This window comes from Arthrobacter yangruifuii, from assembly GCF_009192775.1.
Taxonomy (GTDB): domain Bacteria; phylum Actinomycetota; class Actinomycetes; order Actinomycetales; family Micrococcaceae; genus Arthrobacter_B; species Arthrobacter_B yangruifuii.
Genome location: NZ_VTFX01000006.1, coordinates 150,586 through 175,437 on the forward strand (window position 1 = coordinate 150,586; position 24,852 = coordinate 175,437).

At 68.0% G+C, this 24,852-nt stretch carries 22 protein-coding genes; 10 read left to right on the top strand and 12 right to left on the bottom strand.

The window, feature by feature from the left end:
- Positions 1-381: 381 nt before the first annotated feature.
- Together GD627_RS15205 and GD627_RS15210 are read left to right on the top strand one after the other, a co-directional pair.
- Complete coding sequence (locus GD627_RS15205; RefSeq protein ID WP_152273240.1) at positions 382-831, top strand: hypothetical protein; 450 nt, start codon at positions 382-384, stop codon at positions 829-831.
- A gap of 125 nt (positions 832-956) precedes the next feature.
- Positions 957-1,262, top strand: a complete 306-nt coding sequence (locus GD627_RS15210) for a hypothetical protein (RefSeq protein ID WP_146364052.1) — start codon at positions 957-959, stop codon at positions 1,260-1,262.
- 24 nt (positions 1,263-1,286) lie between these two features.
- Here GD627_RS15210 and GD627_RS15215 read toward each other — a convergent pair whose 3' ends face one another.
- A complete protein-coding gene (locus GD627_RS15215) occupies positions 1,287-2,192 on the bottom strand; it encodes an RluA family pseudouridine synthase (protein ID WP_152273335.1) in 906 nt (301 codons plus the stop codon).
- Between the two features lie 263 nt (positions 2,193-2,455).
- Here GD627_RS15215 and GD627_RS15220 point away from each other — a divergent pair, with 263 nt between their 5' ends.
- The 5 genes from GD627_RS15220 (at position 2,456) to GD627_RS16690 (ending at position 8,743) form a co-directional block, all read left to right on the top strand.
- Positions 2,456-3,910: a SulP family inorganic anion transporter gene (locus tag GD627_RS15220; protein WP_246165569.1), complete on the top strand. Its 1,455-nt coding sequence runs from the start codon at positions 2,456-2,458 to the stop codon at positions 3,908-3,910.
- Positions 3,911-4,100: 190 nt separating this feature from the next.
- On the top strand, positions 4,101-5,237 hold the full coding sequence (locus tag GD627_RS15225; RefSeq protein WP_146364055.1) for an ABC transporter substrate-binding protein: 1,137 nt from the start codon (positions 4,101-4,103) through the stop codon (positions 5,235-5,237).
- On the top strand, positions 5,212-6,363 hold the full coding sequence (locus GD627_RS15230; protein ID WP_246165555.1) for a FecCD family ABC transporter permease: 1,152 nt from the start codon (positions 5,212-5,214) through the stop codon (positions 6,361-6,363). The genes GD627_RS15225 and GD627_RS15230 overlap by 26 nt, the downstream gene beginning before the upstream one ends.
- Positions 6,360-7,310, top strand: a complete 951-nt coding sequence (locus tag GD627_RS15240) for an ABC transporter ATP-binding protein (protein ID WP_210250519.1) — start codon at positions 6,360-6,362, stop codon at positions 7,308-7,310. Before GD627_RS15230 ends, GD627_RS15240 begins: the two co-directional genes overlap by 4 nt.
- On the top strand, positions 7,307-8,743 hold the full coding sequence (locus GD627_RS16690) for a hypothetical protein (protein WP_210250520.1): 1,437 nt from the start codon (positions 7,307-7,309) through the stop codon (positions 8,741-8,743). The genes GD627_RS15240 and GD627_RS16690 overlap by 4 nt, the downstream gene beginning before the upstream one ends.
- Before the next feature lie 36 nt (positions 8,744-8,779).
- On the opposite strand, the gene GD627_RS15250 is transcribed toward GD627_RS16690, so the two are convergent.
- Positions 8,780-9,376 carry a LysE/ArgO family amino acid transporter gene (locus GD627_RS15250; protein ID WP_246165556.1) on the bottom strand — a complete coding sequence of 199 codons (597 nt, stop codon included), beginning with the start codon at positions 9,374-9,376 and terminating at the stop codon, positions 8,780-8,782.
- Between the two features lie 69 nt (positions 9,377-9,445).
- Here GD627_RS15250 and GD627_RS15255 point away from each other — a divergent pair, with 69 nt between their 5' ends.
- Positions 9,446-10,312: a LysR family transcriptional regulator ArgP gene (locus tag GD627_RS15255; protein WP_152273242.1), complete on the top strand. Its 867-nt coding sequence runs from the start codon at positions 9,446-9,448 to the stop codon at positions 10,310-10,312.
- A gap of 34 nt (positions 10,313-10,346) precedes the next feature.
- Here GD627_RS15255 and GD627_RS15260 read toward each other — a convergent pair whose 3' ends face one another.
- The 6 genes from GD627_RS15260 to GD627_RS15285 form a co-directional block, all read right to left on the bottom strand.
- The gene (locus GD627_RS15260; RefSeq protein ID WP_152273243.1) at positions 10,347-11,141 is read right to left on the bottom strand and encodes an Fpg/Nei family DNA glycosylase; all 795 of its coding nucleotides are present in this window, start codon (positions 11,139-11,141) and stop codon (positions 10,347-10,349) included.
- A gap of 26 nt (positions 11,142-11,167) precedes the next feature.
- Complete coding sequence (locus GD627_RS15265; RefSeq protein ID WP_152273244.1) at positions 11,168-16,069, bottom strand: ATP-dependent helicase; 4,902 nt, start codon at positions 16,067-16,069, stop codon at positions 11,168-11,170.
- Positions 16,070-16,138: 69 nt separating this feature from the next.
- The gene (locus GD627_RS15270) at positions 16,139-16,831 is read right to left on the bottom strand and encodes a DUF4232 domain-containing protein (RefSeq protein WP_194266077.1); all 693 of its coding nucleotides are present in this window, start codon (positions 16,829-16,831) and stop codon (positions 16,139-16,141) included.
- Positions 16,832-16,989: 158 nt separating this feature from the next.
- Positions 16,990-17,727, bottom strand: coding sequence for a YcnI family copper-binding membrane protein (locus tag GD627_RS15275; protein WP_152273246.1), 738 nt, complete (start codon positions 17,725-17,727; stop codon positions 16,990-16,992).
- Between the two features lie 69 nt (positions 17,728-17,796).
- Positions 17,797-18,426 (bottom strand): hypothetical protein, encoded by a 630-nt coding sequence (locus GD627_RS15280; RefSeq protein ID WP_152273247.1) that lies wholly within the window; start codon positions 18,424-18,426, stop codon positions 17,797-17,799.
- 129 nt (positions 18,427-18,555) lie between these two features.
- The gene (locus tag GD627_RS15285) at positions 18,556-19,011 is read right to left on the bottom strand and encodes a 23S rRNA (pseudouridine(1915)-N(3))-methyltransferase RlmH (RefSeq protein WP_146364069.1); all 456 of its coding nucleotides are present in this window, start codon (positions 19,009-19,011) and stop codon (positions 18,556-18,558) included.
- Between the two features lie 111 nt (positions 19,012-19,122).
- On the opposite strand from GD627_RS15285, the gene GD627_RS15290 reads away from it, so the two are divergent.
- Positions 19,123-19,989, top strand: coding sequence for a patatin-like phospholipase family protein (locus tag GD627_RS15290; RefSeq protein WP_152273248.1), 867 nt, complete (start codon positions 19,123-19,125; stop codon positions 19,987-19,989).
- A gap of 3 nt (positions 19,990-19,992) precedes the next feature.
- Here the strand turns inward: GD627_RS15290 and GD627_RS15295 are convergent, their stop codons facing one another.
- Complete coding sequence (locus GD627_RS15295; RefSeq protein WP_152273249.1) at positions 19,993-20,349, bottom strand: hypothetical protein; 357 nt, start codon at positions 20,347-20,349, stop codon at positions 19,993-19,995.
- 63 nt (positions 20,350-20,412) lie between these two features.
- A complete protein-coding gene (locus GD627_RS15300) occupies positions 20,413-20,763 on the bottom strand; it encodes a hypothetical protein (RefSeq protein WP_194266078.1) in 351 nt (116 codons plus the stop codon).
- 218 nt (positions 20,764-20,981) lie between these two features.
- On the opposite strand from GD627_RS15300, the gene GD627_RS15305 reads away from it, so the two are divergent.
- Positions 20,982-21,863 (top strand): manganese catalase, encoded by an 882-nt coding sequence (locus GD627_RS15305; RefSeq protein WP_152273250.1) that lies wholly within the window; start codon positions 20,982-20,984, stop codon positions 21,861-21,863.
- A 66-nt stretch (positions 21,864-21,929) separates the two neighbouring features.
- Here the strand turns inward: GD627_RS15305 and GD627_RS15310 are convergent, their stop codons facing one another.
- The gene (locus GD627_RS15310) at positions 21,930-22,745 is read right to left on the bottom strand and encodes a GAF and ANTAR domain-containing protein (protein WP_152273251.1); all 816 of its coding nucleotides are present in this window, start codon (positions 22,743-22,745) and stop codon (positions 21,930-21,932) included.
- Positions 22,746-22,841: 96 nt separating this feature from the next.
- Positions 22,842-24,830: a serine/threonine-protein kinase gene (locus GD627_RS15315; RefSeq protein WP_152273252.1), complete on the bottom strand. Its 1,989-nt coding sequence runs from the start codon at positions 24,828-24,830 to the stop codon at positions 22,842-22,844.
- Positions 24,831-24,852: the final 22 nt, after the last annotated feature.

A 24,852-nucleotide genomic window follows, 5' to 3' on the forward strand; every position in this document is an offset into this window, starting at 1 on the left:
CCCGGGTTTGGCGTGTTTTGCCCCGCTTTGTGAAAAATCGACCGGTTTGGTGAAATTCGGCCGCGGCAAACCGGCAGCAGATTCCCAAACCGGACGAGTTTCCGCAAACCGGTCGAATTTCCCAAGCCCCGGAGACACGCAGGAGCGAAAAGCTGCCCGAGGACATGCTGGACCGAGAGACACGCAGGGGCGGCATGCCCGAGGACGCACTGGACCGGGGGGCGTGCGGGCGGAAAGGCATGCCGACTCAAAGGCTGGCGTGCAGACCGGCATGGTCGCCTCCTCTCGTCCCGGGTGGCACGGCGACGCGAGGATCAGTAGGCTTACTAAATGGGCCGCGCCGACCGTGGCCTGGTTTACCGGACGTGAAAGGCATGGTTTATGACCGAGCAGAGCATTCCCGATCCCGAGCTGGGCGACGATCCGGTTCTGGCCGACGACGTCGCCGCCGTTGCCACCCCTGATGAACTGACGGTGGTCTCCGAAGATGAGCTGCTGGAACAGGACGAACTGGTGGACGCGGAAGACCTGTCGTACCCCGGCGCAGCTGAAGACAACCCCGACAACTGGCAGGATGACCCGCTGATTCGGGAAGAGGCTCCGCTGAATGAACCCGGCGAGCTGTCCGACCAGGTGCTGCGCGACGAAACCGCCGAAGAGCGCTTCCTGACCGGCGACACGCAGATTCCCCCGGAGGAGCCGACCATCGGCGAGGCTGCCAACGACGTCGACTTCGGCGACCCTGCGGTGGGCGACGATGAAGATGCCAGCGACGACCCCGCGAACCGCGGCGGGGACCCACTTGCCGATTTCAACCCGGAGGACCTCTAGTCCGGCAGCGAAACCAGTTTGGCAGGGGCCCGGCCACAGTTCAGCAACTGTAGCCGGGCCCCTGCCTGTTTCCGCGGCACACTGGCGCCAGCAGGACGCGCATCGAACGGCACTAGGCTGATTGCATGCCTTCTTTCCGCGTCCAGTTGAACATCCTCGGATTGTTGCCGGGCAACCCGCCGGAGGCAGTGATGGAAACGGCCGTCCAGGCACTGGCGGCCGCACACCATGTGGAGGCAAACCAGCTGGATATCGTCTCCGGAGTTCCGCGGATCACGCTGCGTTTCACGGTCCCGGACGATGAATGGTCCGTGGAAAATTCCCGGGCACGCCGCGCCGCCATCAACATGCGGGCGGCCGTTGAAGAAGTGGCCAAGGGACAGGACCTGCGGGTGCTCCGCCGCATACGCGGCCGCTGGACGGTGTTGTAGAAAACCGCTGCTGGAGAAGAGGACCTAGGCCGCGGAGAACGCGTCCAGCGACAACCGGCTGCGGTATTCCACCGGCTCCCGCGTCAGGGGATCGGTGAACTGCACGGACCGCGCCAGCAGCTGCAGCGGCTTGGCATAGTTGTCCGGCGCCTGGGGCAGCAGCTCCGGGTAGAACGAATCATTCAGGATCCCGATGCCCTGGGACGCCATGTGCACCCGCAGCTGGTGGGTCTTGCCGGTATGCGGCAGCAACCGGTACCGGCCCAGCCCGGCGCTGCTTTCCATCAGCTCGATCCGGGTCTCCGCGTTGGGTTCGCCCTCGATTTCCTGGGCCAGCAGGTAGGTCCGCGACTTGATCATCCGGCTGCGGACCACGCGGGGCAGTTCGAGGTCCTCCCGGACGGGAGCAACGGCCTCGTATTCCTTGCTGATCCGCCGCTTTTCGAAGAGGGTCTGGTACTTGCCGCGGGTTTCGGGGTTGGTGGAGAACAGGAGCACTCCGGCGGTCATGCGGTCCAGCCGGTGCATGGGAATCAGGTCCGGAATGCCCAGCTGGACCCGCAGGCGCACCAGCGCGGACTCGGCCACATACATGCCGCCCGGCGTCGTTGGCAGGAAATGGGGCTTATCCACCACCAGCAGGTCTTCGTCCTGATGCAGGATGCCGATCTCCACCGGTATCCGCTCCTCCGGGGGGAGCTCCCGGTAATACCAAATGAAGGTGTGCGCCGTCAGAGGCGTGGCCGGTGTCAGCGGAACGCCGCCCAGGCCGACCACTTCACCGCGCTCGAAACGGTCCACAATGCCGTCCGGGTCCACATGGCCGAAGCGTTCCAGGACATAGTCCAGAGCGGTGTCCCATGGTCCATCGCCGGGAAGGCGCAGGCGGGTGGCGTTGACTCCGTTGCGCACGGGAAGCGGGGACTGCATCACCGTTTCAGGATATCGCGCGTGCGGGCTTAAATTAGGCTGGGCTGTTCCTGCGGAGCCAGGCCGGCCCCTGCCCGGGATCCAAGCGGATCCGGCTGAAAAACCCACATCCGAAACGGAGCCAGGTGGCACCCAAACGAGTTCTCCCGCCTTCTGAACCGGCACAGCCGAAGAAACCGACGCAGCCGAAGGAACCGGCACGGCCGACGGGACCGACGCCGGAAACTGCGGCAGCCCTCACGCCCGAGCAGCGCCAGTCCGTCCTGCGCACCCTGCGGTCACCGAAGCTGCTCAGGACCGAAGTACTGGCCGGACTGGTAGTGGCCCTGGCGCTGATTCCCGAGGCGCTGGCCTTCTCCGTCATCGCCGGGGTGGACCCGAGGATCGGCCTTTTTTCGGCCTTCACCATGGCGGTCACCATCTCCTTCCTGGGTGGCCGTCCGGCCATGATTTCCGCCGCCACCGGCGCCGTCGCCCTCGTTATTGCCCCGCTGGTGGCGTCCCACGGCGTGGAGTACATGGTTGCCGCGGTGCTGCTGGCCGGGGTTTTCCAGGTGCTGCTCGCGCTGCTCGGAGTGGCCAAGCTGATGCGCTTCATTCCGCGCCAGGTCATGGTGGGCTTCGTCAACGCGCTGTCCATCCTCATCTTCATCGCGCAGGTGCCCGAGCTGCTGGGCGTGCCCTGGCTGGTGTATCCGCTCACGGCCCTGGGGCTGCTCATCGTCTTCGGACTGCCGCGGCTGACGACGGCGGTGCCTGCGTCGCTGGTGGCCATCGTCGTCATCACGGCCATCACGGTGGCCGCCTCGGTCACCGTCCCCACCGTGGGGAATAAGGGTGATCTGCCGGACAGTCTGCCGTCCCTGCTGCTGCCGGACGTTCCCTTCAACCTGGACACCTTGCAGGTGATTTTCCCGTACGCGCTGGCCGTCGCGTTTGTGGGACTGCTGGAATCACTCATGACAGCCAAACTTGTCGACGACGTCACCGATACCCGCTCCAACAAGACCCGCGAAGCCTGGGGTCAGGGCGCCGCCAACATCATCACCGGGTTCTTCGGCGGGATGGGCGGCTGCGCGATGATCGGCCAGACCATGATCAATGTGAAGGGCTCCGGCGCGCGGACCCGGATTTCCACCTTCTTTGCCGGCGTTTTCCTGCTCCTCCTGGTGGTGGTTTTCGGAGATGTGGTGGCGCTGATTCCCATGGCGGCGCTGGTGGCCGTCATGATCTTCGTGGCCGTAACCAGCTTTGACTGGCACAGCATCCGTCCCTCCACCCTGAAGATGATGCCCAAGAGCGAAACCGCCGTCATGCTGGCCACCGTGGTGGTGACCGTCTGGACCCACAACCTGGCCGCAGGCGTCGGCGTCGGCGTGCTCGTGGCGATGGTGCTGTTCGCCCGCCGGGTGGCGCACTTCGTCACCGTGGACCGCACAGTCACCGGGAACGACGCCGGGGCCACCGCCGTCTACACGGTGAACGGCGAGCTGTTTTTCGCTTCTTCGAATGATCTGTACTCGCAGTTCGAGTACGTCCTGGATCCGGCGCACGTGGTTATTGACCTGAGCGGCTCCCATGTCTGGGATGCCTCCACCGTGGCCGCTCTCGACGCCGTCACGGCGAAATACCGGCGGCGCGGAACGGAAGTGCGCATCACCGGGCTGAACGACGCAAGCGTGCAGATGCGGCAGCGCATGGCGGGGAAACTGCCGTAGCTGACACTGCTTTCTCACTGCGCGGGCGTGATCATAACTCCGGCACAGAACAGGGTGGCGCCCCTGGAGCGCGTGAGATATCCCACTCGATAATTAGGGCATAAAAATATGCTGTAATCCGTTTCGGTGTGCTCTGATGTTTAGGTCATCCCTCGCCAAGGCGGGGCTTACCTGAGCGATAGGAACACCGTTGTCCCGGTCCACCATTCCTGCATTTCCGTCACGCCGCGCCCTGCTCGGCGGGGGCCTCGGCCTGGCCGCGCTTGCCCTCGGAGCCTGCTCCTCCCGTGACACTGTCGGGACCGCGGGCGCTGCCGGTGCGGCAGGATCCGGTGGTTTTACGGTGACCGATATGCGCGGCGTGCAGGTGTCCTTTGACGCTCCGGTGCAGCGGATTGCCACGACGGTGATTCCCTCCCCGTCCATGCTGACCGCGGTGGACAGTGGCTACGGCCGGATTGTCGGCATTAACGAATCCACGCTGCAGGCCAACCAGCAGGGCCTGTTCGGGGAGATGTTCCCCGAGTCGAAAACCACCACCACCATTTCGCCGTCGAGCTTCACCCCCAACATCGAAACCCTCACCAAGCTCAACCCGGATGTGGTGTTCCAGTGGGCGGACCAGGGCGACGGGCTGGTGGAACCGCTGGAAAACGCGGGTTTCAAGACCGTGTGCCTGCTCTACGGCACACAGGAGTACCTGGAAACCTGGGTGTCCCTGTTTTCCACCATCCTCGGAAAACCCGAGCGCGGCACAGAAATCGTGGACTGGATGCACGCCGAAATCAGCCGGCTGCGGGACGAGCTGTCCGGAGTTTCCACACCGGTGCGCGCAGTCCATCTGGGCCAGTCCGGTGACGGCTATTCAGCCTCGAACAAGTCCTCCTACATGCACTACTGGATGGAGCTGGCCGGCGGACGGAACATGGCGGCGGAGAACCTCTCGGCCGAAAACGTGGTCAGCGCCGAACAGCTGATTGAGTGGGATCCGGAAGTCATCACCCTGGGCGGGTTTGATCAGCGCAGCCCCGCAGAGGTGTACGCCGATCCGGCCCTGGCCTCCCTGTCCGCCGTCCGCAACCGCCGGGTCTACAAGGCTCCGCTGGGAGGCTACCGCTGGGAGGTTCCATGCGCCGAATCACCGCTGATGTGGCAGTGGGCGGCCGAGGTCTTCCACCCGGGCCGGACCACCCGGAACCTGCGTGCGGCCATGAAGGAAAAGATTGCGTACCTCTACGGATACGAGGTCTCGGAAGCCCAGATTGATGCCGCCCTGCGGCTGGACCTGAACGGAGCCAGCAGTGGCTACGACGTCTTCCGCCGCTAAGCGACGCACCGGGTCCGACGGATCCGGTACGTCTGCAGGGTCCGACGGGACCGGTACGAACGGTGAACCCGACGCCGCGTCGTCGTCGTCCCGCCGCCGCCGGTTCATCCTTCCGCTGTGTGTCCTGATCCTGTGCGCGGTGGCCCTGATTTCCATGGCGGCCGGCCGGTACTGGGTGCCGCCCAACGAGATCCTGCGCATCCTGTTCAACGAGGTTTCCGCCCTCTTCGGCGGCGACGGCCTGGTCCGCCGGACCTGGACCGAGCAGGAAGCCACCGTTGTCCTGGATGTCCGGCTGCCCCGCGTGCTCCTGGCCTTCCTGGTGGGTGCCGCCCTCTCGCTCGGCGGTGCCTGCCTGCAGGCGCTGTTCCGCAACCCGCTGGTCAGCCCGGACATCATCGGCGTCACGGCCGGTGCGTCCTTCGGCGGGGTGCTGGTCCTGACCCTCGGGCTGTCCGGCGGCTGGATGGTGGGCGGTGCGTTCGGCTTCGGTCTCGCCGCGCTGGCCGGGGTGCTGCTCCTCGGCAGGCTGGGCGGGCGGGACAACGCCATGCTGATGATTGTGCTGGGCGGAATTGTGGTGGCCGCGTTCTTCAACGCGCTGGTCTCCTTCATGACCTACCTCGCGGACCCGTACTCCGAACTGCCGTCGATTGTGCACTGGCTGCTGGGCTCCATTGCCGCGGCCAGCTATGACAAGGTGCTGACCGCCCTGGTGCCGGTGGCTATCGGCGCCCTGGTGGTGCTGGCCCTGCGCTGGCGGCTGAACGTGCTCTCGCTGGGCGACGACGACGCCGCGGCCCTGGGCGTGAATCCGCACCGTTCCCGGGTGCTGCTCCTGTGCGCGGTGGCCCTGATGACTGCCGGCACCGTGGCCGTGGCCGGCGCCGTCGGCTGGGTGGGACTGGTGGTTCCGCACCTGGCCCGGCTCTGGGTGGGTCCGGACCACCGGATCCTGCTGCCGGCATCGCTGCTGCTGGGCGGCACCTACCTAATGCTCATCGACACCCTCAGCCGCTCCATCACCAGCAGCGAACTGCCGCTGGGCATCCTGACGGCCATTATCGGCGCCCCGGTGTTTGTCGTGCTGCTGGCCCGTTCGCAGAAGAAAGCCGCCCTCTCATGACCGTCATTTCCCGGCCCCGTTCCGTTCCCGGCAACCCCGAAGGCAACCCCGAAGGCAACCCCGACGGCAACCCCGACGGCAACCCCGACGGCAACCCGGCCGGTGTCGCACCCCTGATGCAGGCCACCGATCTGGGGTTCCGCTATTCCCGGCTGCGCCCGTGGCTTTTCCGGAACCTCGGTTTTTCCCTGGAGCGCGGGGAAATCCTCTCCATCCTCGGCCCCAACGCGCGCGGCAAGACCACGCTGCTCAAGTGCCTGTCCGGGCTGCTGGCTCCGCGGGAAGGGCAGGTGCACGGCGCCAACGGCATCGGCTACGTACCGCAGGACCACGGTGCGGGCCCGTCCTTTTCCGTCGCCGACATGGTCCTGATGGGCCGTACCCGGCACCTGCGGGCGTATCAGACCCCGCGCCGCGAGGACCACGACGCCGCCGACGCAGCGATGGAACGGGTGGGGGTTGCCGGCTGGGCCGCACGTGACTACTCGCAGCTGTCCGGCGGGCAGCGGCAGCTGGTGCTGATTGCCCGGGCCGTGGCTTCCGGCTGCGAGCTCCTGATCCTCGATGAACCTGCCTCGGCGCTGGACCTGAACAACCAGTCCCGCGTGCTGGGCGTGCTTTCCGGACTGGCTGCGGACGGAATGGGCATCATCATGACCACCCACCATCCGGACCACGCCCTGCATGTGTCCCGGAATGCCCTGCTGTTTGTGGGCAGCCACGATGTCCGCTGGGGGCCCACCGACGAGCTGCTCACCGGCCCGGCCCTTTCCGAGGTCTATGGCCTGCCCATCTGCACCCCGACCGTCGGCACTCTCTCCGGTGAACGAGTGATCGCGGTGCCGGACTTCGGTCCGTCCTGCCGCGCCTGCCCGGTGCCTGAAGCCGTGGGGGCCCCGCTTGCCGAGCTGCCCCTGCACATCTCCTCCCGAAAGGAACACCTGTGATTATCCGCCTGATCGCCGGTACGCCGATGCGCGGCCAGACCGACCCCTCCTGGCGCGGCGCCCTCACCGACGTCGATGCCTACGACCTCAACGACGACGCCGCCCGGGCCCGGATCCTCGCAGCCGACGGATTGGTGATCGGCGGCGGCGTGGACCACCTGCTGCTGGGGCGCTACCGCGGGGAACTGACCGCGTTTGTCCGCGCCGGCGGCCGGGTGCTGGTCAACGGCCAGGTAGTCAAGCCCTTCATCGACGGGCTGGCCGTCTGGCGGAAACTGGAATTCCGCGGTCCGCAGGACGTCCGGCCGCATCAGGTCCAGCCGCATCCGGTCTGGGCGGGCATTGATTACCGGGACCTGCATTACCGCACCGGCGTGCCCGGAATCCACAGCTATGAGCGGCTGGAGGAGATCGGCGTCGCCGGATTCTACGGCCGGGGCTACCACCTGGACCTGCCCGAGGGCGCCTCGGTGGTGACAGGCATCGGTCCATACCGGCTGCCGCTGGACTACAGCTACCGGATCGGGGCGGGTGAAGTGCTGGTGCACGGCGGCAATGACCTCGAGAGCTTCAGCGACGACGGGTATCCCAGCCGCGTGCTCGGGCCGAACCTGGTTGCCTGGCTGAACGGGGGGCACGGGAGTGCGCACGACGGTGCAGGCCGGGCGGCCGCGTCCTCTGCTGCGCTCGACAACTCCACCGACGCTGCCGGCCCGGGGGCCGGTACTGGAACCCGCCGGCCTGCCGCCGGCCGTCAGCCCCGCCGACCTGCCGCCGGCCGTGAGCCCCGCCGACCCGGTGCCGCCCCGCGGATCGGGCTGCTGCACTGCGGCGCCTTCCAGCCGCTGCGGACCCTGGCCGATCCGGCCGTGGCGCCGTACCGGATCGAACCGGTTTACCTGCCGGAGGCCGACCCGGCCCAGCTCGCGGATCTGGACGTGCTGATTGTCGGCGACCGGCTGCATCAGGGCCAGCTCGCCCGCTTTGTCCCGGCGATCCTGGCCGCGCTGCAGGGCCCCGGGAAAACCGTCATCGTGCTGGGCGAAAACAAGGTGGAGCAGTGGCTGCCCGGCGTGGGGTACAGCTTCCGCCCCACGGTGTTCTGGATGTGGCGCACCGGCGAGGACAACGGCACCCGGCTCCGGCTGCCCGAGGATCCGCTGTGGGAGTTCTTCACCCCGTGGTCCGTGTCCTGGCACCACCATGGACTGCTGCATCCGCGCCCCGGCGCCCGGTCCCTGGTGGTCATGGAGGAGGACGGCGCCGAGTCCGGCTCACTGCTGTACGTGGATGAGGTGAACCAGCCGGCCCGCCTGCTGGTGACCACCATGGACCCGGTCTACCACCACGGTTCCGGCTTTATGCCCGGCGCTTCGCAGCTGCTGTACTCGCTGCTGCGCTGGGTCACCGCCACGCATGCACCGCGGGCCTAGCAGCAGGCGCAGAAGTCCAACACCGCCGTCGTCCGGTCAGCCCAACAGCAGCCGGACGGCGAGGACCAGCATGACCACACCGATCAGCAGATCCACAATCTGCCAGGTGCGCGGCCGGTTCAGCACCCCCGACAGTGCACGTGCCCCGTAGCCCAGTGCCGTGAACCAGATCAGGCTGCCGACGGCGGCTCCGGCCGCGAATATCCAGCGGGTGTCCGGCCCGTACTGGTTCGCGATGCTGCCCAAGAGCACCACGGTATCCAGATAGACATGCGGGTTCAGGAAGGTCAGGGCGAGCGTGGTCAGGATGACGGTGCCCTTGGCCCGCGGTGCCTGCGCCTCCAGCACCGAAGGCTTCAGCGCGGAGATCAATGACCGGATACCCCACCAGGTGAGATAAGCGGCGCCGCCCCAGCGGAGGATCTCCAGTACCGCCGGGAACCGGGACACTAATGCCCCGATCCCGGCGGTGCCGCCGAAGATCAACAGGGCATCGCTGATGATGCACAGGGCAACCACCACGCCGATGTGTTCCCGCCGCAGGCCCTGCCTCAGCACAAACGCATTCTGCGCCCCGATGGCGACAATCAATCCCAGTCCGGTGACCATGCCGGTTGCCCAAATACTCCACATGCCTCGACGGTAACCACCACCGGCAATTCAGACAAACGATAGATTTGAAGGATGCATTAGGTTTGCTTCATGAACTTCGAGCATCTCCGTGCACTGTCCGCCGTCGTCGACGAGGGAACATTTGAAGCGGCGGCGGACCGGCTGCACATCAGCCCGTCGGCCGTCAGCCAGCGCATCAAGGCGCTGGAACGTTCCGTGGGCCAGGTCGTCGTCCGCCGCGCGGTGCCCTGCACGCCGACGGACGCGGGCACGATACTGCTGCGCATGGCCCGGCAGGTGGAGCTGCTGGAAGGGGAAGCCCGCTTTGCGCTCTCCGGTGACACTTCACTGCGGACGACGACGCCGGTGGCCGTCAACGCGGATTCCCTCGCCACGTGGTTCGTGCCGGTCCTTTCCGACGCAGCCGGGTGGCCGGACAGCACCCTAAACCTGCACGTGGAGGACCAGGACCACAGTGCCCGGCTGCTGCGCCAAGGGGACGTCATCGGCGCGGTCACCGCCGATCCGGCACCGGTCAACGGCTGCAGGGTCGAGGCGTTGGGCGCCATGCGCTACCTCCCGGTGGCGGCGCCCGGCCTGCACCGGCGCTTCACAAAGGACGACGGCGTCGACTGGGCCGCCATGCCGGTGGTGCAGTTCAATGCCAAGGACGATCTGCAGCGCCGGTTCCTGCAGGCGCGCGGCGCTGACGGCCTTCCGCCCCGGCACACCGTTCCATCCTCGGAGGCGTTCCTTGCCGCGGTCCGCGCGGGCCTCGGCTGGGGCATGCTCCCGGAACTGCAGCTGGGCACGGACCTCGACGACGGGACCTTGGTGCTGCTCGACGCCGGGGCCTACCGCGACGTCGTGCTGTACTGGCAGGCCTGGAAGCTGGACTCGGAGCGGCTGCACCGCATCGGCGACGCGGTCCGGCGGGCCGGGCGGCAGCTGAGGTAGGGGCGCCCGTCCGGGTCAGAGAACAGCGGGGGGGTTAGGGAAACGGCTGGCAGTGCGGGCAGTAGTACAGGTCCCGCAGCTCCAGCTCGGTGTCACCGAGCAGCTCATGGGCCACCTTGGTGCCGCAGCGCAGGCAGCCCCGCCGTTCCCGGCGATAGACCCAGAGCTGGTCCCTGCCCATGGCGCCGGTGGTGATCCGGCGGGAGCGGGCCTTGTTGGCTTCCAGCAGCCGCTTGGACAGGTCCACCAGCCGCGGCAGGTCCGGGACGTCCGAGACCGGAGTTCTCGGATGGATGCCGGCGAGGAAACACAGCTCGCACCGGTATACGTTGCCCAGCCCGGCCATGATCCGCTGGTCCAGCAGCGCCAGGCCGATGGGCCGGTCGGGTTCGGCGCGCAGCCGGCGCAGCGCTTCCCCTGCATCCCAGTCCGGCCCCAGCAGATCCGGCCCGAGATAACCTACGGCGTCGTCCTCGTCCTTCCGGGCCAGCACCCGCAGGAAGCCCAGCTCAAACCCGACCGCCTGGTGGGTGTCCGTTTCGAGGATGCAGCGGGCCTTGAACGCCGGACGCCGCCACTTCTCACCGCGGGCGTAGACGTGCCAGAGCCCTTCCATTTTCAGGTGGGAGTGGAGAATCCAGCCGTCCACCGGATCTCCGCCGCGGATGAGCAGGTGTTTGCCGCGGGACACCACGTCCTGCACCGGGGCGCCGGTGAAATCCACGGTGGCGAATTTGGGGACACGGATATCGCACCGGGTGAGCTCTTTGCCGGCCAGCGCAGCATTGAGGTCCCTGGCCGCCCGCCAAACGGTATCGCCCTCAGGCACGGTTCCTCCGCCCCGGATCACGAGTCTCAAACACGGTAGCGCAGCCCCTTCGGCGTGGTGTAGAAACCGGCGGCGGTCAGCGCCCGCGCCGCATCGGTGTCGAGGATATCCGCACCGTTGACCTTCTCGATGGCCATTTTCTCCGCCGCGCCGCGACGGATGATCCGCACCAGCGCGGCCGCCGACAGTTCCAGGAGGGCAGGGTCCTCGGTGAAGGTCAGCAGCGTTTTGCCGCCGCGCTCGGCGTACAGGGCCAGATCCCCGTCCACCAGCACCACCAGCGCACCTGCCTTGCGGCCGGGACGGTGCCCGCCCTCCAGCGTGGGCCAGGGCAGCGCGGCACCGTAGGGATTCGCCGGATCGGTGGCGGCCAGCGCGACGGCGGCGGGTTCGGGCTGCTTCAGCTGTGCGTCTTCGGAGAAGGAACGCAGCCGGTCCACCGTGGCGGGCACCGCGAACTGGGCCGCCCCTAGCTGTTCAATGAAGTAGCCGCGCCGGCACCGGCCCATTTCCTCCAGCCGCGCCAGCACCCGGTAGAGCAGGGCGAATCCGCCCGGAGTTCCTTCGCTGGCCACGGAGCCGCGGGTGACCACGCCGTAGCGGTCCAGCATCAGCTCGGCCGTGGCGTGGGCATGCAGGGTGGTGTCGGTTTCCACCTCCGGCAGCAGGCTCCACCGCCCTGCCACCAGCGCAGGAGCGTTGCGCAGCGCAGGAGACGCTGCACCACCGGCCGCGAGTCGCATGGAACTTCCCGTCAGCGAGGCTCCGGGCGCCCGGCCCAGACGCCCCATCCGCGCGGTGCGGGCGCGCGGGGTGGCGGCCCGCTGCTTGTGGGCGGTTTTCCCGCCGGAGAGCAGGGACCGGACCGGGGTGAAGGTGTCATTGCTGATGCGTCCGGCCCAGACGAGTTCCCAGAGCGCGGAAATGACGTTCGCGTCCGTCTCGGCCGGACCGGTTGCTGCGAGGCCGTCGCTGAGCTGACGGAAGAAATACGCGCCGCCGTTGCCCAGCAGCTCCAGCAGCCGCTGGTGCAGGCCGCCGGGTTCGAAGTCCGGTGAGGGGTTGAGCGTCAGCGGCGCGTTCTCCGCCAGATGCAGGGCAATCCAGCCGTCATTGCCGGGCAGCGAGCCGCTGCCGGACCACACCACCTCGCCCGTGGCGGTGAGCTCATCCAGCATGGCCGGCGCATAGTCGCGCACCCGGGAACCCAGGATCAGCGGTTCCCACGCCGATGCCGGGATGGGCACACCGGACAACTGGTCAATCACGGTAGCCACGCCGTCGAGCCCGCGCAGCGAGGACCCCACATTCTGCCAGACCGGCAGGAACCGCCCGTAGGTGGCCGGATCCACCGGCTCCACCTCGGAGCGCAGCGCCGCCAGCGAGCTGCGCCTCAGCCGCCGCAGCACCTCGACGTCGCACCACTCGGTGCCGCCCGGAACAGCGGGAACCGTGACGGTGGCCGGGGGAGTAGGGTCGACGCCGTCGGCCGCGTCCAGCAGCAGGGTTTCCGCCGGGCGGAACTCGCCCTCGGCCACCCGGCCCTCGCCGGCCAGGCGCTGCAGGGTTCCGGTGACGACGGCGACGCCCAGGCCCAGGCGCGCGGCCGCCTCCGCCGCGGTAAAGGGCCCGTGCGTGCGGGCATACCGGCCCACCAGGTCACCCAGCGGATCCGCCACCGGTTCGATGAAGGCCAGCGGCACACCCATCGGCAGGGGAACACCCAGGGCATCGCGCAGCCTCGCGGCGTCTTCGATGGCCGCATACCGGGTGTTGCCTGCCATTCCGATCTTCAGGGCCCGGTTGGCCCGGACCAGCTGCTCCAGCAGCTCTTCAGCGTCGGCAGGGTCGGCAGCGGCCTGCTTCGCCGCGCCCCCGCCGTCGTCGTCGTCGTCGTTGGCAGGTTCTGCCGCCTGCAGCCGGGCGGCGACCTCCGGGACGGACAGCGGGCCGAGCAGGCGCAGCAGGTCCGCGACGCCTTCCAGCCCGCGGGCGCGGCGGTCCGGAGCAAGCCGCTGCAGCTCGCTCTCAATCCGGGCAATGATGCGTGCGTCCAGCAGCTCGCGCAGTTCGGCGCGGCCCAGCAGCTCATTGAGCAGGGTGGGGTCCAGGGACAGCGCGGCGGCTTTCCGTTCCGCCAGCGGCGAGTCCCCCTCGTACAGGAAGGCGCCCATGTAACCGAACAGCAGGGAGCGGGCGAACGGCGACGGCGACGGCGTGGTGGTCTCCACCAGCCGGATTTCGCGGCGCTCGATGCCGGACGCAATGTCTTTCAGGGCCGGCAGATCGTAGACGTCCTGCAGGCATTCCCGGACCGTTTCCAGCAGGATGGGGAATGTGGGGTATTTTTTGGCGACATCCAGCAGCTGCGCGGACCGCTGCCGCTGCTGCCAGAGCGGGGTGCGTTTGGACGGGTTCTGCCGGGGCAGCAACAGCGCACGCGCCGCGCATTCCCGGAAGCGGGAGGCAAACAGTGCGGATCCGCCCACCTCGGCGGTGACGATGGAATCCAGTTCCTCGGGGTCGAAGAGGAACAATTCGGCGCCCGGCGGCTCGTCCTCCATCAGCGGCACCCGCAGCACAATGCCGTCATCGGAGGCCATCGCCGATCCGTCCAGCCCGTACCGGGCATGCAGGCGTGCCCCGACGGCCAGGGCCCAGGGAGCGTGGACCGGCATGCCGTAGGGGCTGTGCAGGACCACCCGCCAGTCGCCGAGTTCGTCGTGGAAGCGTTCCACCACCAGCGACCTGTCATTGGGCACCACATCGGTGGCCTGCTGCTGGTCCCGCAGATAGGTGATCAGGTTGCCGGCGGCCCACTCGTCCAGGCCGACGGCGGCCAGCCGTTCGCGCGCGGCGGCGTCGTCGGAGCCGGCCATTTCCCGGACGAAGGCGCCCATGGCGCGGCCGAGTTCCACGGGCCGGCCCAGGGAATCCCCGCGCCAGAACGGCAGTTTCCCGGGCTGGCCGAAGGCGGGGGAGACCAGCACGCGGTCATGGGTGATGTCCTCGATCCGCCAGCTGGTGGCGCCCAGGGCGAAAATGTCGCCGACCCGGGATTCGTACACCATTTCCTCGTCGAGTTCACCAACCCGGCGGCTGTTCTTGCCCTCGGAATCGCCCACCAGATAGACGCCGAAGAGGCCGCGGTCCGGGATGGTGCCGCCCGAGGTGACGGCGAGGCGCTGCGCACCGGGCCGGCCGGTGATGGTGCCTTCGGCGCGGTCCCAGACAATCCGCGGCCGCAGCTCGGCGAACTCGTCCGAGGGATAACGCCCGGAGAGCAGGTCCAGGGTGGCGTCGAAGGCCGAGCGCGGCAGGCCGGCAAAGGGTGCGGACCGGCGGACGACGTCGAACCATTCCTCCACATCAATGGACCCCAGGGCGGCGGCGGCCACGGTCTGCTGGGCGAGGATATCCAGCGGGTTGGCCGGGATGGCCAGCGGTTCGATCTGCCCGGCCAGCATCCGTTCGGCCACGACGGTCGAGTTCAGCAGGTCTCCGCGGTGTTTGGGGAACATCACGCCCTGGGATATCTCGCCCACCTGGTGCCCGGCGCGGCCCACCCGCTGCAGTCCGCTGGCGACCGAGGGCGGGGATTCGACCTGCACCACCAGGTCCACCGCACCCATGTCGATGCCCAGTTCCAGGGAGCTGGTGGCCACCACGCAGCGCAGCCGCCCGGATTTCAGGTCATCCTCGATCAGGGCGCGCTGGTCCTTGGACACGGAGCCGTGGTGGGCGCGGGCCAGCAGCGGACCCTCGTCCTCAACCGCCAGGTCCTCGCGGCGCAGCACGGACACTCCGGCCTGCGCCATGATCTGGGCCGGCGGGCGCGACGTCCCGGATGCCGCGGACAGCGGCGGGAGGGGTGCAGCGCCGTCGGTTCCGGTGGCTGCGGAGGCCGCTTCCAGCCGATAGGCATGGATCTCATTGAGCCGGGCCGTCAGCCGCTCGGCCAGGCGGCGGGAGTTGGCGAAGACGATGGTGGAGCGGTTGGCCTCAATGAGGTCAACAATCTTCTCCTCCACATGCGGCCAAATGCTTGCCTGCGGTGCGTAACCGCCCTCCACGGTGTCCTCGACCGCGGGTGCACCGCCCAGATCGGTCATGTCCTCCACCGGCACGGTGACGGTGAGGTTCCAGTTCTTGCGGGACGTGGGCGCCACAATCCGCACCGGCGCGTTGCCGCCGAGGAAGCGGGCCACGGTTTCGTGCGGTTCCACCGTGGCGGAGAGGCCGATCCGCTGCACGGGTTTGTCCAGCATGGCGTCCAGGCGGGCCAGGGTCACGGCCAGATGGGCGCCGCGCTTGGTGCCGGCCACGGCGTGGACCTCGTCCACAATCACGGTTTCCACTTCGGCCAGGGTTTCCCGCGCCTGCGACGTGAGCATCAGGAACAGGGATTCCGGTGTGGTGATGAGGATGTCCGGCGGCCGGGTCAGCAGGGCCCGGCGTTCGTTCTGCGGGGTGTCTCCGGACCGGACGCCCACGGTGATGGACGGTGCCGGCAGGCCCAGGCGTTTGGCGGTCTGGGTGATGCCGATCAGCGGTGACCGGAGGTTGCGTTCCACGTCGACGCCGAGGGCCTTCAGCGGGGAAATGTAGAGGACCTTGGTTTTGCGTTTGGGTTCGGTGTTCCGCTTCCGGCCGGCAGGTTTTGCCGCGGGTGCCGGCACCTCCGGCAGTGGAAGCTGGGCGGGAACGGCAGGGTCCGCGGTCGCGGAGGCAATGAAGCTGTCCAGGGCCCAGAGGAACGCGGCCAGGGTTTTGCCGGACCCGGTGGGTGCCACCACCAGGGCGTTGGCGCCTTCCGAGATGGCGTCCCAGGCACCCACCTGTGCCGGGGTAGGCGCGGCGAAGGCACCCTCGAACCATTCACGGGTTGCGGGGGTGAACCTGTCCAGCACCGAAGACGCCGATGTCATGGCACTATTGTTCCCCACCCCGGTGACGGTTTCCCCGCTGCACCCGGGGGTTCGGCTGCAGGCCGAAAATCAGCGGGCCTGCAGGACCCCGATGCCCAGCAGTTCGATGTCCGCGTTTACGCAGCCGGTGGAGGGATGGTCCACGGTCAGGGAAGCGGTGTCCTCCGGCGGGTACACCAGCAGGGAGGCCGTGGCCTGGACCTGGCAGTCGCCGTACTTCTGCGCCACGGATTCCTGCAGCTCGGCAGCCGCGGACTGGCCGGGAGCCAGGGTCACGGGGAGGGCCTCGCCCCCGGTGCGGACGGCCGGCGCGCCCACCTGCTGCCCGGCGGCGTCGAGGTAGGAGACCCCGGGGTAGCCGGACACGGTGCAGGAGACGCCGGCGGAGGTGTTGGTCAGCACCAGTGCGCGGTAGATGCCGTCGGCGGCAGCACCACCGGGAACGGTCTCCACGGAACCGGAGAGCATGTCGGCAGTGCAGGCAGCGGGAGCAGGTGCGCCGCCGTCCGTGGCCGCAGGCGACGTCGCCGGGGCAGCTTCCGGAGAGGCTTCCGGTGAGGTGGTCGGGGCGGCACTGGCCGGCGCAGCAGAGGATTCGCCCGCGGAGGCCGAGGGTGACACCGGCGAGGATGATGCCGCAGCGTCTTCGGTATCCCGCGAGCCGCATCCTGCGAGGGCTGATCCGGAGAGGGCCAGCAACGCCGCAAGGGCAAGGGCCTTGCGGGACAGAGGGGTTTTGGGGGACGCAGAGACTCGTGCCATGGTGATCATGCTCTCACCCTGTCCCGCCGGCAGGGGTCCGTCAATCCGCCCCGCTGGACGGGGCGGATTGACGCGAAACCGTTACGGGCGGGCGCAGGGCGGCATTCCGCCCCACGCCAGCGCACGGGCCAGTGCACCCCGTAGTGCAGACCGCAGCCTTAGGCCCGGCTGCGGCCCCGGGTGCGGAGCAGCGCGGTGACCCCGGCGGCAAGACCCAGCACCCCGGCGCCGAGTCCCACGTAACCGGCAACCTCGCCGGCATCATCATCGTCGTCCCGGTCCTGCACGGTGGCAGCTTCCGGTGCGGTGCCGTGGCCGCTGCCGGAGCTGTTCCCGCCGTCGTGGTCATCATGATCGTCGTCGTCCGCCTCGGTGACCGTGACTGCGGGCGCCGGGGATTCCAGCTCGTGGCCGTCCTGGCCGGCGGCGGGAATCTGGGACCAGTCCGTGGCGCCCTTCTCGCAGCTCTGCAGGACGGGGAATGCCAGGGTGGTGTTCTCCGCCTCAGGCAGGGTGACGCCGAGGGTGATCGTGTCCCGCACGCCGTCGGCCAGTGGTTCCTTGGCCGTGTAGACAATCTGGCTGGTCCGCGAGCTGACCTGGGAGCCGTTGGGCAGGGTCCGCGGTTCAGCCAGTTCCTCGGTGACCTTCTTGATCTCCCAGCCGGGGTGGGCCGTGGGGGTGGCGTCCACCAGTTCGTCCGGGAGGGTGAACGTCAGGGAGGTGGTGGGGGAGCCTTCGCAGCCGTGCGAGAGGTCAAAGACCAGCAGTGCGGATTCGCCGGCCGCGGTGGTGTCCGGGGTGACGTGGACGTGGGCGGCGGCCGGGCCGAGGCCGAGGGCCATCAGGGCGGCGGTGCCGCCGGCGGCGAGGAGGACGGAGGAAGTGGTACGCATGGAAGAGCCTTTCGAAGGCGCAGTTGGCTGCGCCGGAGCCGCTGGGCGGCAGGGGAAGAGGAAAAGGGATCAGGCCAAGGCGTACGACGGCGGTCCGCGCAGCGGGCGTGCGGAGCAGTAGCGGGTGCGGGGGGTCCCCGCGGCGGGACCGGAAATCACGGCAGCTGCCCGCGCGGCCCGCACCGGAACCGGAGCCTGCGGGGTGAACAGCGGCCGCAGCCAGCCGGCCGTGGCGTGCAGCGCGTCCTCGCCGCGGGCCAGTGCCAGCGCCGAGAGCACCACCGCGGCCAGATGTGCGAGGAACAGGACGGGTCCGGCGTCGTGCGGCAGTGTGTGGAGGCCGGACAGCTGATGCGCCGACGCCGCTCCGGACAGCGGGCCCGGCTCCGGACAGACCAGTGTCATGCCGTGATGCGCGGGTGCGCCGGGCAGGCACTGGACGCCGGAGCCCAGAACGCGGAACGCTCCGTGGAGGCCGAACTGCGCGGCACCAAGCACTGCGAGGAGGCTGACGGGACGGAACCGGCGGCCGGCGGTGATCGTGACCCCGGCAAGCGTGAAGACGCCCAGGGCGAACAGCAGGATGGGTGCGGGAAGGGTGCCGCCGCCTGCGGTGTGCGCACCGACGGCCAGGGCCAGGATCACCGCGGTTGCGGCGCCGGCGCGCAGCAGCCGGAAGGGATCGGTGCGCTGGGGCATGGTTCCCTTTCGGTTCCGCCGGCCGGGGGAGGAGCCTGCCGACTGCTGAAAAACTGCTACCACTTTACCTTGGCTCTCCAGCACCAGGGGCGGGGCAGGATCCGCGGGAGGCCGCCGTCGTTCTCCCCGTCATTCGTGGTGGTAGGGGCGTCCGCCCGCGATTTCCTGGGCCCGGTAGACCTGCTCGGCAAGGATCAGCCGGACCAGCTGGTGCGGGAAGACCAGCGGGGAGAGGGACCAGACAAAATCCGCGCGGTCATGCACGCTCGAGTCCACGCCGTACGCCCCGCCGATGATCAGGGTGACATTGCGGGAGGAATCCAGCGGCTTCCGCAGGGTCTGCGCCAGGGCCGGGGACGTGATGGCCTTGCCCCGCTCATCCAGCAGGATCACATAGTCGGAACCGACCTTGGCCAGCAGCCGCTCGGACTCTTCCCTGCGGGCGGCGTCCCCCTCGCGTGCCGAGTGCGGAATGGGCACCCAGGTCAGGTCAAAGGGCTTCTTCAGCCGCTTCTCATACCGGCGGATTCCGTCAACCACCCAGTCCTCGTGCTTGCGGCCCACCATCAAAACTCTCAATGCCATAAAACCATTCAAGCCCGGAACGGCCGCGGTGCGGTAACCGGAGTGGGTGCGGGCCTACACTGCGGGGGACAGGGAACAGCACTTCGACGGCGTCAGCCAGGGGGTTACAAAGTGTCAGAATCGCGTGCAGTGGTGTTGGGCGGCGGCGGCGTTGCCGGAATCGCCTGGGAAATCGGTCTGCTCGGGGAGTTGCTGGACCAGGGTATCGACCTGAACGAGGCGGACCTGGTGGTGGGCACCTCCGCGGGATCGGTGGTGGGGGCGGCGCTGCGTTTTGGCCAGGTGCCGGCGGCCATGGCAGCCCAGATGGGAGCGGCGGACCGGGCTGCGTCCCCCGATTACCGGGAACCGGACACGTTCGACGGGGAACGGTTTATGAACCTGATTGGTGCGGCGGGCGCCGGCGGCGGCGGTGAGAAGGCAGCACGTGCCCGGCTGGGGCGGCTGGCGCTCGCCGCGGACCCGTCGCTCAGCGAGGACGCATGGGTGGGCAGCATCCGCTCACTTGTGCCCTATCCGGTGTGGCCGGAACGGGCGTTCTCCGTCACGACAGTGGACGCCGAAGACGGCAGCTTCCGGGTATTCGACGCCGCCGCCGGCGTGGACCTGGCGCTCGCGGTGACGGCCAGCTGCACCGTTCCCACGGTGTGGCCGCCGGTGCACATTAACGGACGGGCATATATCGACGGCGGAATGCGGTCCGGAACCAACGCCGACGTCGCGCAGGGGCATGACAAGGTGGTGGTCATTTCCTGCGGGATCGAGGCTCCGCAGAGCCCCTTCGGACCTACGCTTCCGCAGGCCGTCAAGACACTGAAAAAGAACGGCCGGGTTTTGCTCATCGAAGCGGATGCCAACGCCCTGCAGGCCTTCGGGACCAACATGCTCCTTGATTCCACCCGCGGGCCTTCGCTGGAGGCCGGCCGGCGGCAGGCCAAGGAAATGGCGGACGCGGTGCGCAGGTTCTGGGAGGAGTGAGCCCTAGCGGTCGTCGCGGTCGACGTCGGCCTCCAGGGCCGAGCCCGGTTCGATCACCACGCCGTCTTCGCGCTGCCCGACGCCGTCGGCCTGGGCGGTAGTGCCGTTTTCGTTGACGGCGGTGCCGGCGTTGACGGCGGTGCCGGCGGGGGAAGGCTCTGGTGCGCGTGCCGCGGTTGTTGTCGATGCGCCCGCGGCTTCGGCTTCTTCGCGCTCAGTAATGTGTTTGACGAGGAACTCGAGTTCGTCGCTGTACTGCTGCAGGCGGTCGGTGCGTGACTCGGTGGCCAGGGCAAGCACGAGGTCGGTTTGGCGTGCACGCAGCTGGGCGATGGTGGGCCGTGATTCGTTGGTGTCCATGCTTCATCCTACAAATACCCGTCAGCCCCAGCACCGCGGGCGGCCGCCCGGTCCGGATGGACGCTAGTCCTCGCCGGGGTCTCGCCGATGCCGGGGCGGGGAGCCGGTCCTGCCGGTCCGGCTGCCTTCGGCCCCGCTGCCTGCTGCCCGGTGCCGGTGCACATCGGTGCTGGAAGGTGCACGCGGGCGTGCGGGCAGCTGGTCGATAAGCTCGTTCGCCGCATGGGCGAGGATGTCCCGCTGCAGGGAAGGGAGCGACAGGGATCCGTTGACATAGGCATCCACTTCATATTCGCCGGCTCCGCCGCCGATGCTGAAGTACTTCATCCACACCTCAGGCACGCTCAGGCGTGCGTCCTCCAGCGCTTTCCGGAGGAGCTGCCGTTGCTCCGGCTCAACCGGCTCGAAACCCATCCTCTGCCCCCTAGCTGCTCCGCTGTCGAGTGCGTCACTGTCGATGTTCCGCAGGGAAACGCCTGCAGATAGCGCCGCGCCGGGCCGCGCGGTTTACCTCCATCGTATTACTAAGTTTGCTTATGAGTTACCCGCTGGGCTACCTTTCACGTACTGGCCCCCAAAGTCGCCATGAGAGGCGGCCCACTTGATGCCGGGCCTGATATGCGGAGGTGACTATGTTCTTTCATAAGCAGGAACTCCAGTTCAAGGCGACGCCGGACAAGCCGGATGCAGTTTTCGCCCGCAAGCTCCAGGAAGTGCTCGGTGGCCAGTACGGCGAAATCACCGTAGCCATGCAGTACGGATTCCAGTCATGGAATTCCCACCTGCCCGGCAAATACCGTGACCTTCTCTACGGCATTGCCGCCGAGGAAATGGGCCATGTGGAGATGCTGGCCATCATGATTGCCCAGCTGCTGGAAAAGGCGCCCCTGGGCATTACCGACGACGCCGTCCAGTCCGATCCCACGGTCGCAGCAGTGGTGGGCGGCATGGATGTGCAGCACGCCATCGTGGCCGGTGCCGGTGCCCGTCCGGTGGACAGCAACGGAAACCCCTGGACCGGCGGGTACGTGACTGCCAGCGGCAACCTGCTGGCCGACTTCACGTCCAACGCCAACATTGAAATGCAGGGACGCCTCGCCGTCGCCCGGCTCTACCATATGACCGATGACCACGGGGTCCGGGATCTGCTCGCGTTCCTGCTGGCCCGTGACACGATGCACCAGAACATGTGGACGGCCGCTGCGAAGGAACTGCAGGAAGAGGGGCACGAGCTGCTTCCGGTCCCGAGCAACTTCCCGATCAAGAAAGAACACCGCGAGGTGTCCTACCAGTATCTGAACTTCTCCGACGGCAAGCACGCATCCGAGGGTTCCTGGGCCTCCGGACCCACGCCGGACGGCAAGGGCGAATTCAGTTACCACGAGGGCCCCACGACCACGGCGCCCATGCCGGATGTCACCCGTCCGGACGCGCGGTATTACGGCACCACCGACATCCCCAACGTGGTGGAAAAGGTTGCCGGTACGGTTCAGGACAAGTTGAACCGCGAGTAACTGCCGACGAAAAATGCCCGGACGGTTTCGTCCGGGCATTTTTCGCATCACTCAGGGCAGACTGGCCTACCGCCGGAAATGCGTCTGCGCCTCAGTGACGCTGACCGAGCCCACTATGGCTGAGGCGATCTCCCGTAGTTTGATGTTCCGGCTGCCGGACGCGGACACGAGGATGTTGAAGGCTTCGTCCTGGCTGCACCGGTTCTGTGCCATCACAATCCCTACCGCCAGATCAATGACCGTCCGGGAGTCCATGGCGGCACGCAGGTCCGCGGAGTGCTCGCCTCCGGCCGCCAGGCGGGCGGCCAGCCGGACGGGCTTGGTGATACGCCGGGCATAGTCCCGGACCTGCTTCATCGTCGCGCTGTCGAAGTGATCCGGGCCGGTGCTGTAGAGGCTGAGGGTTGCCGTACCGTCGGTCTCGAGATCCAGCGGAAGCACCAGCACCGAACGCATTCCCGCCTGGACTGTCATCCCGACGTACTGCTCCCAGCGTTTTTCCCTGTGCAGGTCCGGAATATACACCGGGGCCCGATCTTCGACTGCGGTGTGGCAGGGGCCCTCGCTGAAGTCATACGCAATGTCATGCAGGGAGACGGAATCCGAGCGGCTGAACGCTGCGCGGACCGGTTTGCGGTCCCGGGTGATGGTCATGGCGCATTCGACGGGATCCGTTGGGGTGGAGAACGCCTGGGCAGTCAGTGCGGCCAGTCCATGGAGGAACTCGTGAACCGTGACGCTGGTAAGGGTCAGATCCTGCAGCTGCTCCACGAGGATAAGATCCGGATCATCCGCCGTGCTCTGCCGGTCCGCTGCCGACCGGCCCGTGGAGGTTTCCCCATGAGCTCCTGCGTCATGTGCACGTGCCCGGGTTCCACTCATTCCTACTTTGTACACTATCCGGCATTAGTAAGTGGGCTTCCTCTCCAGGGGCCGGAGAGCGCCGGAAGAGACGGATGCCGGACCCTCACCGGTTCCTCAACGGCCCGCGTTCTCCCGCGACGTGATGCCGAAACCGGAGGACTGGAGTTCGGTGAAGTTTCCCACGCTGGCACGGACCGTGCACTGGGGCGAGATCTGCAGTGCCGTCACGGTCAGACCCGAACTGTCCACCGCCAGGGCGCCGCCGCAGCCGTCGGAGAAGCGCAGCCCCTCCTCACCGCCCGTGACCGCCGTGAACATCTGCGACGGCTGGCCTGATGCGGGGCTGACGTAGAGCGGGTTCAGCTCGTCGGCACCGCTGGCCCATACCGGAACCAGGGTGATCATCAGCGGGCTGGGCGTCACCACACGGGTCGGTGTGCGCACCTCCACGTTCATCAGCCGCTGCACCGGGTACGCCGTGCTCTTGACCGCAGGATCCTGCGTTGCGGCCGTCGTGGCCTCGGATCCGCTGTGCAGCCACTTATCCAGGGCCTCCTGGTCTCCGGGCTTGGCCGGCACCGTTGCCGTCACTTCGATGGATCCTCCGGCGGGGATCTCCATTTCCGAGACCTTCCAGCCGCATTCGACATCAAGTCCGGTAACGGAGGCCTGGTTCCGGCTGACGGAGGCCCCTTCCCAAGTGACCGCCGGGCACGCGTCGTCCTCGGCCAGCCCGGGGATGACTTCCAGGAAATCGCCGGACAACGGTGCCTTCTGCGCGGAGTAGGCGATCCTCAGCCGGGTCTGTCCGGAGGACGGTTCGTAGGAGGCATCACGGGAGATGGTGAGGCCCGTGGGCAGGGTCATGTCCTGCAGCCGTGCGGACAGTTTCTCGCCGGCGGCAGTCGCCTTATCCTTGTCCCCGCCATCGGGGGCCAGCACCACAAACCCCACAATCATGGCAGCGACCAGCACCACCGCACCGCCGGCCAGTAACAGGGCTTTGCGGGTACGCCAGAACGGGGTGGCTTCCTCAACCTCCTCCGACGGCGCCTGGCTAGGGGACAGTACGGTGCGGCGCGCCAGGGGACGGGCAATCGTGGCGCTGCCCGCTTCCCCCAGTTCCGGGACGGCCAGATCTTCCTCCGACGGCGGAGCTGCAGCCAGGGCGGTGAGCTCCGCATCCGTAAAGGCGCCGCGGACCATCGTCGCGGGGCGTTCGACGTCGTCGAACTCCGCCGGGGCATCGCCGCGCTCGAGCGCCGCGGCGCCCGCGAGGCGGGATGCAAGGCGCCGCAGGCTTGCCGCGGCCTCGGCTGCGGCGGGGCGCCGGTCCGGATCCTTGGACAGCAGAGTGTCCAGGGCCTGCCAGAGCGCATCATCCACCGGAATCCTCGGCGGACGGGACGATACATGGCGGTAGGCAATGCTGAAGTCCGTTCCCGGACCGGCAAAGGGCGTCCGCCCGGCAAGGAGCTCATAGAGCAGCACGCCGGCGGAGTACACATCGCCGGACGGACCGGACCGGCCGGAAGTGATGAGCTCAGGGGGCATGTACAGGGGAGTGCCCATGAGACCGGTGGTCTGGCGGATCCGGTCACCGACGACGTCGGAAATGCCGAAGTCCGAGACCCGCACATCGCCCGGCTGCCGCTGCGCCCAGGGCCGGGCCAGGAGCACGTTGTCCGGCTTGATGTCGCGGTGGGTGACGCCGCGGGCATGGGCGAAGGCCAATGCGTCAAACACTTCCGCAGCGAGGTGGAGCGCGTCGGCGGGAGGCAGCGGACCGGTCTGCGCGACGGCGTCGCGCAGGGATCCGCCGGCGACGTAGTCCATCACGATGGCCAGCCGCGTTCCCTCCACCACCATGTCCCGGACGGTGACGATGGAGGAGTCCTGCAGCTCCAGCAGGACCGAGCGTTCGCGGACAAACCGCTCTACGAGCGAGGGATCATCGGCATGCTCCGGCCGAAGGACCTTGGCAGCGTAGGTTTCGCCCTCGATGGAGGTAACGGTCCAGACCTCGCCCACGGCGCCGGAGCCCACCAGCTCGCCGAAGCGGTAGGACGCACCCAGCGCCTGCCCCGTCTGTGCGAATTGCATACCGTACTCCCCAACGTTCTAG